The sequence below is a fragment of the Jatrophihabitans sp. genome, assembly GCF_051960575.1.
Lineage (GTDB): Bacteria > Actinomycetota > Actinomycetes > Mycobacteriales > Jatrophihabitantaceae > JBQCEE01.
This window is the reverse complement of sequence record NZ_JBQCEE010000025.1, coordinates 1-12,566: the sequence shown is the minus strand read 5'-3', so window position 1 is coordinate 12,566 and position 12,566 is coordinate 1. Positions and strand designations below refer to the sequence as shown.

Genomic DNA, 12,566 nt, shown 5'->3' with positions numbered 1-12,566 from the left:
TGGGTGTCGCCCCTTAAACCACGGAGGCTTGGTTTTTGCCCCCGGCTAACGTTTTTTCGTCGTGGGTGTTTATCCCGTGCGGTATGCCGGCGCGACGCGCCACGTCCGTCACGACGTCGTGGACGCCCATCGGGAGCATGCCGCCGTTGGTGTCGCACAGGACGCCCACGTCCGCCCCCGCCTCGGCGGCCGCGTCGAGCACGCGCACGCCGTAGTCGGGGTCGTGCTTGTAGCCGTCGAAGAAGTGCTCGCAGTCGACGAAGACCCGGCGGCCGTGCTCGCGCAGGAACGCCACCGTGTCGCGCACCATCGCCAGGTTCTCGTCCAGGCTCGTGCGCAGCGCGCGTTCGACGTGGCGCACGTCCGACTTCGCCACGAGCGTCACGACCGGTGCCCGCGAGTCGAGCAGCGCCCGCACCTGCGCGTCGTCCTCGACCCGGACGCCGGCCTTGCGGGTCGAGCCGAAGGCGACGAGCACGGCGTGCTCGAGCTTGAGCTCGCCGTCGGCGGCGCGGGCGAAGAACTCGGTGTCCTTCGGCAGCGCGCCCGGCCAGCCGCCCTCGATGAACCCGACACCGAGCTGATCGAGCAGCCGGGCCACGGCGAGCTTGTCGGCGACCGAGTAGCTGATGCCCTCGCGCTGGGCCCCGTCGCGCAGCGTCGTGTCGAAGACGTGGAAGGCGTCGGATTGCGCCATGGTCGGGCCTCTTTCGCGGTGGTGACTGGGGCGTCACAGGGGTCGTCCGGTCAAAACAAAAGACCCCCCGCGAGGTCGCGGAGGGTCTGCGCGTCGGCAGTGGTGCTGGTGGCCGACGCGCTACTCGATAATGCCGAGGGTGCTGCGCACGGGCACAGTGTGCCATACGCAGCGCCCCCGGCGGGAACGTCTCAGTTGAACAGGTCGCCCAGCCCGCCGCCGAGCGCCCCGAGGCCGCGGCCGCCGGCGTTGCCGAGCTGGTTGCCGCGGAATGCCGTGCCGGGGCCGAAGACCTGCTGCAGGTGACTGCCCTCGAGGGCGTTGTACGGCGGCAGCACCTCGGACGGCTGGATCACCACGAAGCCGTCGCCGCTGAACTGCACCTGCCACGACTCGCCGGTGTTGCCGCGCGGACGCCACACGCCGGTCGAGATCGTGTTCGACTGCAGCTGCGTCGACAGGTGGCCCGACCAGCCGACGACGGCGTCCGCGTCCGCGAAGTAGTAGTTGTTCGGCGTCACCCGCATGACCAGCGGCGAACCCGGCGTCGCGAGGCAGAACGTGCCGGTGCCGGTGAGCTCGAGGTTGTAGTTGTCCATGCCGCCGATCGACTGCGTCGAGTCGATGCGCACGATGTCCCAGCGCAGGTTGGTGCTGAAGGCGAGCAGGTTGTCCTTGTCGACGATGAACGACTCGTTGTGCAGGGTCAGGATGTTGATCTCCTGCGCCTGGGCCGCGAGCCAGACGTCGCCCTGCCCGCTCACCTTCATGATCGCCGGACGCGCCCCGGTGAGGCTGCGCATGAAGTCCTGCACCCACGACTCGGTGTTGCCCTCGAAGTTGACGCCGCCCTGGTAGGCGACCATCGAGCCGGACTTCGCGAAGAACTGGGTGTGCTGCTGGTTCAGCCGCACGCGCAGCATCTTGTTGTTCTGCAGCGCGTAGTGGTCCGGCGACTCGACGGGCCGGTTGCCGAGCAGCGTGTCGCGGCCGAAGCCGTCGGCGCCGTCGTTGCCGAACACGCCCTGCGGCGCGAACGGGTAGCCGTAGCCGGGCATGCCGCCTGGGGGCATCGCGCCGGGCGGGTAGCCGGGAGGTGCCCCGGGCGGGAAGCCGCCGGGCTGGAAGCCGGGGGGCGCTCCGGCGGGGACGCCGGGCGGGAAGCCGCCGGGTTGCGATCCGGGCGGGTAGCCACCGGGCGGGAAGCCTCCGGGTTGCATGGTGTCCTCCCTCAGCCGCGCAACGAGAAGAACGGGCGGTGGTCCTCGCTCGGCTGCACCAGCACGAAGCCCTGCCCCTTGAACTGCAGCTGGAACTGCTCGCCGGTGTCGCGTCCGACCATCTTCCCGGCCAGGCTGCCGGTCTTCTTGAGCTTGGTCTCGAGCCCGAGCGTGTAGGCCACGAGGGCGTCGGTGTCGACGGCGGTCGGGGCCTCGGCGCAGTCGAGCGCCATCGGCACGCCCTTGGTCGACAGCGCCACCCACCCGCTGCCCTTGATCGTGACGTTGTACATGCCGCCGCCGGAGAACATCTTCAGCCCCTCCTGGCGCTGGATGTTCCATTCGAGGTGGGCGTCGAAGGCGAGCACGTTGCGCGAGTTGACCGAGATCCCCTCGTTCGCGAGCTGGATGACGATCACCTCGTTGCCGTAGTCGGCGAGGTAGAGCACGCCCTGCCCGCTCACCTGCATGATGTGCATGTACTCGCCGGTGCGGAACTGCTTGAACATCTGTCGGAAGCCGGGCGGGTCGGGCACCATGTCGAGCAGTCCCTCGATCGCCACCATCGACCCGGCCTTGGCGATGCAGTCCCAGCCGGGCTGCATCAGCACCTTGCACATCTTGGTGCCGTGGTTCGACATGCGGTCGGTGATCTGGGTGGGCAGGTTGTCCCGCAGCAGCGCGCCGTCCATCGGTTGCTCCTCAGACCTCGAACGGTTCGACGACGACGAAGTGCTGGCCCTGCATCGCCATGAACTGCATGTTGTACGTCTCGCCGGACGTCCCGGTGAAGTACGTGCGCGCCACCCGCACCTGCGAGGTGATGCTGACGCGCTGCCCGGCCGACCACGCCACCACCGCGTTGATGTCGGCGTACGTCGGCCCCTGCACGGGCAGGGTCAGCGGCGGGCCTTGCGACATGACGACGACGGTGCCGTTGCCGCTGATCTCGAAGAAGTAGAAGCCGCCGCCGGGCAGGCCCGCGCTCTCCATGCGGCGGATCTGGAAGTCGAGCGTCGTGTCGAGCGCCAGCACGTTGTCGGACGCGACGCAGATGGTGCGGCCGTTGAGGTCGACGATGTGCAGGTCGTGCTTCTCGTTGGCCAGGAACACCTCGCCCTGACCCTTGCAGGTCATCAGCTTCAGCCGCTGCCCGGTGATCTGGTGCTCGAACATGTCCTTGAGGTTGCCCGGGCCCTTGAAGCCGAAGTCGATGTCGCCCTGGTAGGCCACCATCGCCCCACGCTTGGCCCAGCACTCGGCGCCGAGCGTGACCTTGACGAGGTACTCGCTCTGCTGCGTCCAGCGACCGGTGGTCGGCTTCTCCTTGTACTTGGTCAGCGTGACCATGGCGCCGGGCGGTGTCGGACGCGACTGGCTCGGTGCGTCCGGGTTGAACGGTGCTGCTCCCCCACCCGCGGGTGCCCCGGCTGCGGGCTGCTGCGGCGGTATGCCCTGCGGCGGCTGCAACGGCTGTTGTGGCTGGCCAGGTGGTTGCAACGGCGGTTGCAACGGCGGTTGCATCGGGGGTTGCAACGGCTGTGGAGGCGCCTGCGGCGGGTACTGCGGTGCCGCCGGCGGCGCGGCGGGCGGCATCGCGGCGGCGGGCGGCGGTGCGAACGCCGGCGCTGGGGCGGGCGGCGGCGCGAACCCGGGGGCCGGCGCGGCAGCCGCGGGCGGCGGTGCGGACCCGGGCGCTGCGGCCGGCGCTGCCGGCGCGGCGGGCGGCGGTGCGAAGCCCGGCGCTGCGGTGGGCGCGGGAGGAGCCTCGGGCTCGTCGTCGACCGTGCCGCCGTACGACCGCACCAGCGCGCCGAGGCCGCCGGCGAACCCCTGCCCCTCGGCCGAGACCCGCCAGACGCCGCTCTTGCGGTAGACGTTGCCGATGATGATGGCGCGCTCGCTGGTGAAGTCGGCCCCGGTGAAGGGGTAGCGCAGCACCTCCTCGCCGCCGGCGACGATGCGCAGGTAGCCCTGGCCGATGTCCTTCGCGGTGCCGGTGCCCTCGTTCGCCGCGCAGAACGACAGCGTGGCGATGCCGTCGGGCACCTTGTCGAGCGTGGCCCGGAACGACTCGGTGTCGCCGGACTGCGCGCCGAGCTTGCTGATCGACCCCTCGGGCGACTCGGGCTGGTTGAAGAAGATCATGTACCGGTCGTCGCTGAGCTTGCCGTCCGCGTCCAGGCCGAAACAGATGATGTCCCACCCGGCGCCGGGCTCGAGCTGGATCCCGACGTAGAGGTCGGTGCCGCTCGTGACGTTCGACAGCGGGCTCTTCTGCCCGCGCGAGAACACCGTGCTCACGCCGCCGCTCCTCGGTTGGACTGGTCGACCCTCGGGCCGCCCAGCCTAGGGGCAGCACCGCCGCCCGAACAGAGCCTCGCCGCGTCCGCGCTGATACACGCCGCCTCCGCCATCTCGTGACGGATCAAGCACCGAGTGACGGATCTCGGATCCGGTGACGGCGAAAAGTGCCGTCACCGATTGCGAGATCCGTCAGCAGATCCGAAATACGTCACGAGAGGCGCTCGGACGCAGGCGGCCCGCCGGCCGTCGCAGGCTCAGCCCGCGGCAGCGGCGGCGAGGCGCTCGCCGATCTCGCCGGTCGAGCCGGGCGCCTTCGGGTCGCGCGAGGCGAGGTCGGACGCGACGGCGCGCTCGACCTTCGCCGCGGCCTCGGCCTGGCCGACGTGCTCGAGCAGCATCGCCACCGACAGCACCGCGGCGGTCGGGTCGGCCTTGCCCTGGCCGGCGATGTCCGGGGCCGAGCCGTGCACCGGTTCGAACATCGACGGGTTGGTGTGCGAGGGGTCGACGTTGCCGCTGGCGGCGAGGCCGATGCCGCCGGCAACCGCGGCGGCGAGGTCGGTGATGATGTCGCCGAAGAGGTTGTCGGTGACGATGACGTCGTAGCGACCGGGGTCGGTGACGAGGTAGATCGTCGCGGCGTCGACGTGGTTGTAGGCGACCGTGACGTCGGGGAACTCGGCCGACACCGCCTGCACGGTGCGGAACCACAGGTCACCCGCGTAGACGAGCACGTTGTTCTTGTGCACCAGCGTCAGGTGCTTGCGCGGCCGGGCCTGGGCGCGGGCGAACGCGGCACGCACGACCCGCTCGACGCCGAAGGCGGTGTTCACGCTGACCTCGGTGGCCACCTCGGCGGGCGTGCCCGTGCGCAGCACGCCCCCGTTGCCGGTGTAAGGGCCCTCTGTGCCCTCACGGTAGACGACGGAGTCGATCGACGGGTCCCCCGCCAGCGGCGTCGCGACGCCCGGGTAGAGCTTGGCCGGGCGCAGGTTCACGTAGTGGTCGAGTTCGAAGCGCAGCCGCAGCAGCAGTCCGCGCTCGAGCACGCCCGACGGGACGGACGGGTCGCCGACGGCACCGAGCAGGATCGCGTCGTGGCCGCGCAGCTCGTCGAGCACCGAGTCCGGCAGCGTCTCGCCGGTGCGGTGCCAGCGCGCCGCGCCCAGGTCGTAGTGGGTGGCGTCGATGTCCGGGCTGACCGCCTGCAGCACGCGCAGGGCCTGCTCGGTGACCTCGATGCCGATACCGTCGCCGGGGATGACCGCAAGCTTCACGAGCAGTCAGCCTAGTCGACGGTCCCAGCCGGTGAGCCGACCGTCTCGCCCTGCGGGACGAACGACACCGTGCGGCCGAGCGGCGTCAGCACCACCGGCAGGACGGCGAGCAGCCCGACGGAGGCCGCGAGCAGCAGGGTCGGACGCACGCCGATGCCGGCGCCGAGCACGCCACCCAGCACCCCGCCGACCGGCAGCACGCCCGAGACGACGAACCGGATGCTGGCGTTCATGCGACCGAGCAGGCGTGGCGGGCAGACCCCCTGGCGGAACGAGATCTGCACGATGTTGTAGACCACCGCCGCCGCCCACCCGACGAGGTCGGCGGCCGCGAGCAGACCGAGCGTCCAGTCCCGCTGCACGAACGGTGCGACGAAGGCCATGGGCGCCGACACCAGCACCGCAGCCAGGATGGTCGGTCCCTGCCCGAGCCGCGCGGCGATGCGGTCGGCCAGCACGGCACCGAGCACCCCGCCCACCGCCGACACCGAGGCGAGCAGCCCGATCACACCGGGCGCGAGATGCAGCACCCTGGCCAGCAGCACGATCTGCACGGCACCGAAGATCGCCGCCGACAGGTTGAACAACGCCGTGCACGCGACGATCGCGCGCAGCAGGCGGTGCTGCGTGACGAACCGCAGGCCCTCGGCGATCTCGCGGCCGAGGTGCCGGTCGGGCGCGCGCGGCGGCCGTGGGGGCCGGGTGCGGATGCGGCTCACCCAGGCGGCCGACCACAGGAAGCTCAGCGCGTCGAGCAGCACCGCGTACGGCGCACCGAGCAGCTGCACGAGGCCTCCGGACGCGGCCGGCCCGGCGAGCTGCGCCACCGACTCACTGGCCTGCAGCCGGGCGTTGCCCTCGACGAGCTGCTCGGACGCGACGAGCTGCGGGAGGTAGGACTGGTAGGCGACGTCGAAGAAGACCGTCGAGGCCCCGCTGACCAGGGCGACGACATCGAGCTGCGCGATGCTCAGCACACCTACGGCGTGGGCGATCGGGACCGACGCGAGCGCGACCGCTCGCAGCAGGTCGTTGACGACGAGCACCCAGCGGGCACGCATGCGGTCCACCCAGGCGCCCGCCGGAAGGCCGAGCACCAGGAAGGCGAGCGTGCCGAAGGCGGTGAGCAGCCCGACCTGGAACGTCGAGGCGTGCAGCACGAGCACCGCCACCAGCGGCAGCGCGAGCGCGGTGACGGCCGAGCCGAACTGGCTCACAGTCTCGCCGACCCAGAGCCGACGGAAGTCGGCGTGCCGCCACAGATTCACGCGATCATGCTGGCACCCGCGTCCGAACCAACGGGCTCAGGACGCGCGGCTCTCGCGCGGTCCCTCCTCCTCGACGAGGTCGTCGGGGTCGGCGGGCGGGAGCGGGCGCAGCTTCATCCAGGCCAGCATCAGCAGGCCGACGACGAGCATGCCGATGCCCGTCCAGAGGTTGAGCCGGATGCCCGCCGCCTTGTGGATCGCCGCCGACGAGTCGGCGAACCCCTTGATGGTCAGGATCACGCCGTAGAGGGTCAGCAGGCCGCCCACGATGAGGCGGATGTCGAAGAGCTTCGAGATGCGCGAGGCGTCCGGGGTGTCGCTGTCGGTGCGCTTGGTGTCGGCCATGTCCGTTCCCCTCTCAGGCGAAGATCACGTTGAGGACGACGCCGATGGCGAGGGCGCCACCGCCGAGCAGCACGGGCCGCTCCCACCAGGTCGGCTTCGGCCCCCGTTCCTTCGCCCGCTGCTTGCGGCTGTAGACGATGTCGCCGAGCGAGTCCGGGTCCGGACGCGGCGTCACTGCGGTGACCGCAAGGGTGACGATCAGGTCGACCACGAAGGCGATGCCTGCCTGGATGAACGTCGCGTAGATCGCGGTGCTGACCGTGACGACCTTGGTCTGGAACAGCAGGAAGGTGACCGCGCCGGCGACCACGCCGCTCAGCAGGCCCCAGAAGCCGCCCCACGCCGAGGTCTTGCGCCAGAACATGCCGAGGATGAACGTCGCGAAGATCGGCGCGTTGAAGATGCTGAACAGCGACTGCAGGTAGGTCATGATGTTGTTGAAGTGCGACGCCAGGATCGCCGTGAACACCGCGATGACGATGCCGCCGACGGTCACCAGCCGCCCGGCGTTGAGGTAGTACCGGTCGCTCCTGTTCTTGGCCAGGTACGGCTCCATGAGGTCGTAGGTGACGACCGTGTTGAGCGAGCTGACGTTGGCGGCGACACCGGCCATGAACGAGGCGAACAGGCCGGTGATGGCGATGCCGAGCACGCCGGACGGCAGCAGCTTGCCCATCCGCGCGGGGATCGCGTCGTTGTAGGTGAGGCCGCTGCTGCCCTGCCCGAAGTCCTTGAACGTCACGAGCGCGACCAGGCCGGGGATCACGGTGACCGCCGGGATGAACAGCTTCGGGTAGGCGGCGATGAGCGGCGTGCGGCGTCCGGCCGACTCGTCCTTCGCCGACAGGGCGCGCTGCACCTCGGCGAAGTTCGTCGTCCAGTAGCCGAACGACAGCACGAAGCCCAGGCCGAGCACGATGCCGATCCAGTTCGAGCCGATCGGGTTCACCTGGTCGGCGCCGACGCTCGTGCCCTTCCAGGCGTGCAGGCCGTTGTCGCCGAGCATCGACTTCGTGATCCTGTGGCCGAGGTCGCCGAAGCCGCCGACGTTCTTGACCGCGGCGATGGTGAGCGGGATGAGCCCGGCGAGGATGACGAAGAACTGCAGCACCTCGCCGTAGATCGCGCTCGAGAGGCCGCCCGCGCCGATGTAGGCGAGCACGAAGGCGGCCGAGACGACGATGCCGAGGTAGAGGTTGAGGCCGAGCAGGCTCTTCAGCACGATCGCGAGCGCGAACAGGTTCACGCCGGCGATGAGCACGGCGCTGAGCGCGAAGACGACGGCGTTCAGCACGTGCGTCGAGTCGTTGTACCGGACGCGCAGGAACTCCGGCACCGACCGGACCTTCGAGCGGAAGTAGAACGGCATCATCACGACGCCGAGGAAGACCATCGCCGGCACGGCGCCGACCCAGTAGTAGTGCACCGTCGCGACGCCGTACTGCGCGCCGTTGGCCGCCATGCCGAGGATCTCGGTGGCGCCGAGGTTGGCGCTGACGAACGCGAGCCCGGTCACCCACGCCGGCAGTGAGCGACCTGCCAACAGGAAGTCGGCGCTCGTACCGACCGAGCGGCGGGCGGCGACGCCGATGCCGAGCACCGCGACGAAGTAGATGACGAGCAGGACGATGTCGAGGGCCGACGGGTGCAACCGCAGCATCGAGGTCTCCGTTCCGGTGACCCACCGGCTGGTTGCCGAGTCACCCGAAGGGAGTTGTTACCGCGCTGCAAACATTCCCAAACCTCATATTTGCCCCAGGACGACGCCGGCCCGCGTCCGTCGTCGGACGCGGGCCGGTGTCGGCGATGCGGTGGGTCAGCGGGCGGCGCTGCCCTCGACGTAGTCGTCGTCGTTCTTCACCCACGACATGAGGCCGCGGAGCTTGCGTCCGGTCTCCTCGATCGGGTGCGCGGCGCCCTTGGCCCGCAGCTCGAGGAACTCCGGCGCGCCGGCGTCCTGGTCGGCGATGAAGCGGCTGGCGAAGGTGCCGTCCTGGATGTCGCGCAGCACGGCCTGCATGTTCTGCTTCACGTGCGGGTCGATGACGCGCGGGCCCGAGATGTAGTCGCCGTACTCGGCGGTGTCGCTGACCGACCAGCGCTGCTTGGCGATGCCGCCCTCGTACATCAGGTCGACGATGAGCTTGAGCTCGTGCAGGCACTCGAAGTAGGCGACCTCGGGGGCGTAGCCCGCCTCGGTGAGCACCTCGAAGCCGTACATGACCAGCTGCGACGCGCCGCCGCAGAGCACGGCCTGCTCGCCGAACAGGTCGGTCTCGGTCTCTTCGGTGAAGGTCGTCTTGATCGCGCCGGCGCGGGTGCCGCCGATGCCCTTGGCGTAGCTCAGCGCGAGCTGGAAGGCGTTGCCGCTCGCGTCCTGCTCGACGGCGACGAGCACGGGCACGCCCTTGCCGTCGACGAACTGGCGGCGGACGAGGTGGCCCGGGCCCTTCGGGGCGACCATGGCGACGTCGACGTTCGCCGGCGGCTTGATGGAGCCGTAACGGATGTTGAAGCCGTGCCCGAAGAAGATCGCGTCGCCGTCCTTGAGGTTCGGCTCGATCGACTCGGCGTACAACGCGCGTTGAGCCGGGTCGGGCGCGAGGATCATGATGAGGTCGGCCTCCTGGGCCGCCTGGGCCGGCGTGACCACGCGCAGCCCCTCGTCCTCGGCCTTCGCGCGGCTCTTCGAGCCCTCGGGCAGGCCGACGCGCACGTCGACACCCGAGTCGCGCAGCGACAGCGCGTGCGCGTGCCCCTGGCTGCCGTACCCGATCACGGCGACCTTGCGGCCCTGCACGATCGAGATGTCGGCGTCGTCGTCGTAGAAGATCTCCACTGCCACTTGCGTGTTCCTTCGTTCCGGCGCTGCGGGCAGCGCGTGATCAGGCGCTGCGCTCGACCGAGCGCAGGGCGGCTTGCGTCATCGAACGGGGGCCGCGACCGAGCGCGACCGTACCCGACTGCACCATCTCGCGGATGCCGTAGGGCTCCAGCATCTTCAGCAGGGCCTCGAGCTTGTCCGGACGCCCGGTGAGCTCGACGGTGAGCGCCTCCGGCCCGACGTCCGCGACCTTGGCCTTGAACAGCTCGACGATCTGCAGCACGTCGCGGCGGGTGGCCTCGTCGGCGCGCACCTTGACCAGCAGCAGTTCGCGCTGCACGGCCTGCCTCTCCTCGAGCTCGACGATCTTGAGCACGTTGATCAGCTTGTTGAGCTGCTTGGTGACCTGCTCGAGCGCGGTCGTCTCGGCCACGCTCACCACGATCGTGATGCGGGAGATCTCGGCGTGCTCGGTCGGCCCGACCGCGAGCGAGTCGATGTTGAAGCCGCGGCGGCTGAACAGGCCCGCGACGCGGACCAGGACACCGGGCTTGTTCTCGACCAGCACCGACAGCGTGTGCGTCGACATTATTCGTTGTCCTCCCACACCGGACGGATGTCACGGGCCGCCTGGATGTCGTCGTTGCTGGCGCCCGCCGCGACCATCGGCCACACCATGGCGTCCTTGCCGACGGTGAAGTCGACGACCACCGGCGCGTCGTTGATCGACATCGCCTTCTCGATCGTCGCGTCCACCGACGCCTTGTCCTCGCAGCGCAGGCCCACGCAGCCGAGCGCGTCGGCGAGCTTCACGAAGTCGGGGATGCGGTGCTTGTGCGTGCCCAGCTCGGTGTTGCTGTAGCGCTCGTCGTAGAACAGCGTCTGCCACTGGCGCACCATGCCGAGGTTGCCGTTGTTGATCACGGCGACCTTGATCGGGATGCCCTCGATCGCACAGGTGGCGAGCTCCTGGTTGGTCATCTGGAAGCAGCCGTCGCCGTCGATGGCCCACACCAGCTTGTCGGGGCAGCCGACCTTCGCACCCATGGCCGCGGGCACCGAGTAGCCCATCGTGCCGGCTCCACCGCTGTTGAGCCAGGTGTAGGGGTTCTCGTACTGGATGAACTGCGCGGCCCACATCTGGTGCTGGCCCACGCCCGCGGCGAAGATCGTTTCGGGTCCGGCGATCTTGCCGAGCCGCTCGATCACGTACTGCGGCGCCAGCGTGCCGTCGGCCGGCTCGTCGTAGCCGAGCGGGTAGGTCTCGCGCCACTGGTCGACCTGCCGCCACCAGCCGGTGAGGTCGGCACGGTGGCCCGCGGCGAACTCGGCCTCGAGCGCCGGGATCAGCTCGACCAGCACCTCGCGCACGTCGCCCACGATCGGGACGTCGGCGGCTCGGTTCTTGCCGATCTCGGCCGGGTCGATGTCGGCGTGGATGATCGCGGCGTTCGGCGCGAACGTGTCGAGCTTGCCGGTGACGCGGTCGTCGAAGCGGGTGCCGAGCGCGATGAGCAGGTCGGCCTTCTGCAGCGCGGTCACCGCGGACACCGAGCCGTGCATGCCGGGCATGCCCAGGTGCTGCCGGTGGCTGTCGGGGAAGGCGCCGCGGGCCATCAGCGTGGTGACGACCGGGATGCCGGACAGCTCGGCCAGGCGCCGCAGCTCGGCGGTGGCGCGTCCCTTGAGCACGCCGCCGCCGACGTACAGCACCGGACGACGCGAGCCCGCGATGAGCTTGGCGGCCTCGCGGATCTGCTTGCCGTGCGGGCGGGTCACCGGCCGGTAGCCCGGCAGGTCGAGCTTCGGCGGCCAGCTGAACGAGGTCAGCTCCTGCAGCACGTCCTTCGGCAGGTCGACGAGCACCGGCCCCGGTCGCCCGGTGGCGGCGAGGTGGAAGGCCTCGGCGATCGCCTGAGGGATGTCGTCCGCGTGCTGGACGAGGAAGTTGTGCTTGGTGATGGGCAGCGTGATGCCGCTGATGTCGGCTTCCTGGAACGCGTCCGTGCCGATCATCGGACGCCCCACCTGGCCGGTGATCGCGACCATCGGGACGCTGTCCATGTAGGCGTCGGCGATGGGCGTCACCAGGTTCGTGGCGCCCGGGCCGGACGTCGCCATGCAGACACCGACCTTGCCGGTGGCCTGGGCGTACCCCTCGGCCGCATGGCCGGCCCCCTGCTCGTGCCGCACGAGGATGTGCCGTACGAGCGTCGAGTCGTACAGGGGGTCGTAGGCCGGCAGGATCGCCCCGCCCGGGATGCCGAAGACGACATCCGCACCCACGTGCTCCAGCGACCGCACCAGCGACTGCGCGCCGGTGATTCCCGACTCGGTCATGCTCTTTCGCCCTTCTGACCCGCCTCGTCGACGCAACAAAAAACCCCTCGTGCCGATGCACGAAGGGTCAGCGCGTCGCGAGGTCCGAAAACCTTACGCGACGCGCTCGAGAACGAGTACGAGCTTGCGCACGCGCCGACCCTATCGCGCCGGGGCCGCGCTCGCCAAACCGCGGTCGGCCGGTCGCGCCGAAAGGCTGGACGATCACCCGATGGTGATGTAAGGTCTCTGTTAGTTCCGCCGACCCCGGGGGGTCGCGTCACGGAAGACGTCGCGGAGCGAGGGGGA

10 protein-coding genes and 1 pseudogene are annotated in these 12,566 nt (G+C 70.0%); all 11 read right to left on the bottom strand.

Going from position 1 to position 12,566, the window contains the following annotated elements:
* Positions 1-84 precede the first annotated feature (84 nt).
* Positions 85-697 (bottom strand): annotated as a pseudogene (locus tag ACTHMS_RS01100) (citramalate synthase); the annotation flags it as partial.
* 191 nt (positions 698-888) lie between these two features.
* Positions 889-1,917, bottom strand: coding sequence for an AIM24 family protein (locus tag ACTHMS_RS01095; protein ID WP_440304832.1), 1,029 nt, complete (start codon positions 1,915-1,917; stop codon positions 889-891).
* Between the two features lie 11 nt (positions 1,918-1,928).
* Positions 1,929-2,609, bottom strand: coding sequence for an AIM24 family protein (locus ACTHMS_RS01090; protein ID WP_440304831.1), 681 nt, complete (start codon positions 2,607-2,609; stop codon positions 1,929-1,931).
* A 10-nt stretch (positions 2,610-2,619) separates the two neighbouring features.
* The gene (locus tag ACTHMS_RS01085) at positions 2,620-4,221 is read right to left on the bottom strand and encodes a TerD family protein (RefSeq protein WP_440304830.1); all 1,602 of its coding nucleotides are present in this window, start codon (positions 4,219-4,221) and stop codon (positions 2,620-2,622) included.
* A gap of 257 nt (positions 4,222-4,478) precedes the next feature.
* The gene (locus ACTHMS_RS01080; RefSeq protein ID WP_440304829.1) at positions 4,479-5,501 is read right to left on the bottom strand and encodes a 3-isopropylmalate dehydrogenase; all 1,023 of its coding nucleotides are present in this window, start codon (positions 5,499-5,501) and stop codon (positions 4,479-4,481) included.
* Between the two features lie 11 nt (positions 5,502-5,512).
* Positions 5,513-6,769: an MFS transporter gene (locus ACTHMS_RS01075; protein ID WP_440304828.1), complete on the bottom strand. Its 1,257-nt coding sequence runs from the start codon at positions 6,767-6,769 to the stop codon at positions 5,513-5,515.
* A gap of 36 nt (positions 6,770-6,805) precedes the next feature.
* Positions 6,806-7,114, bottom strand: a complete 309-nt coding sequence (locus tag ACTHMS_RS01070; RefSeq protein WP_440304827.1) for a hypothetical protein — start codon at positions 7,112-7,114, stop codon at positions 6,806-6,808.
* Between the two features lie 13 nt (positions 7,115-7,127).
* On the bottom strand, positions 7,128-8,774 hold the full coding sequence (locus ACTHMS_RS01065) for a sodium:solute symporter family protein (RefSeq protein ID WP_440304826.1): 1,647 nt from the start codon (positions 8,772-8,774) through the stop codon (positions 7,128-7,130).
* Positions 8,775-8,930: 156 nt separating this feature from the next.
* Positions 8,931-9,959, bottom strand: a complete 1,029-nt coding sequence (gene ilvC / locus ACTHMS_RS01060) for a ketol-acid reductoisomerase (RefSeq protein WP_440304825.1) — start codon at positions 9,957-9,959, stop codon at positions 8,931-8,933.
* A gap of 40 nt (positions 9,960-9,999) precedes the next feature.
* On the bottom strand, positions 10,000-10,527 hold the full coding sequence (gene ilvN / locus ACTHMS_RS01055) for an acetolactate synthase small subunit (protein ID WP_440304824.1): 528 nt from the start codon (positions 10,525-10,527) through the stop codon (positions 10,000-10,002).
* On the bottom strand, positions 10,527-12,278 hold the full coding sequence (locus ACTHMS_RS01050) for an acetolactate synthase large subunit (RefSeq protein ID WP_440304823.1): 1,752 nt from the start codon (positions 12,276-12,278) through the stop codon (positions 10,527-10,529). The genes ilvN and ACTHMS_RS01050 overlap by 1 nt, the downstream gene beginning before the upstream one ends.
* Between the last annotated feature and the right edge of the window lie 288 nt (positions 12,279-12,566).

Bases quoted from the DNA above. Each gene is read 5' to 3' on its own strand.
- ilvN (WP_440304824.1), bottom strand. From the start codon at position 10,527: ATGTCGACGCACACGCTGTCGGTGCTGGTCGAGAACAAGCCCGGTGTC.
- ACTHMS_RS01070 (WP_440304827.1), bottom strand. From the start codon at position 7,114: ATGGCCGACACCAAGCGCACCGACAGCGACACCCCGGACGCCTCGCGC.
- ACTHMS_RS01050 (WP_440304823.1), bottom strand. From the start codon at position 12,278: ATGACCGAGTCGGGAATCACCGGCGCGCAGTCGCTGGTGCGGTCGCTG.
- ACTHMS_RS01065 (WP_440304826.1), bottom strand. From the start codon at position 8,774: ATGCTGCGGTTGCACCCGTCGGCCCTCGACATCGTCCTGCTCGTCATC.
- ACTHMS_RS01095 (WP_440304832.1), bottom strand. From the start codon at position 1,917: ATGCAACCCGGAGGCTTCCCGCCCGGTGGCTACCCGCCCGGATCGCAA.
- ACTHMS_RS01090 (WP_440304831.1), bottom strand. From the start codon at position 2,609: ATGGACGGCGCGCTGCTGCGGGACAACCTGCCCACCCAGATCACCGAC.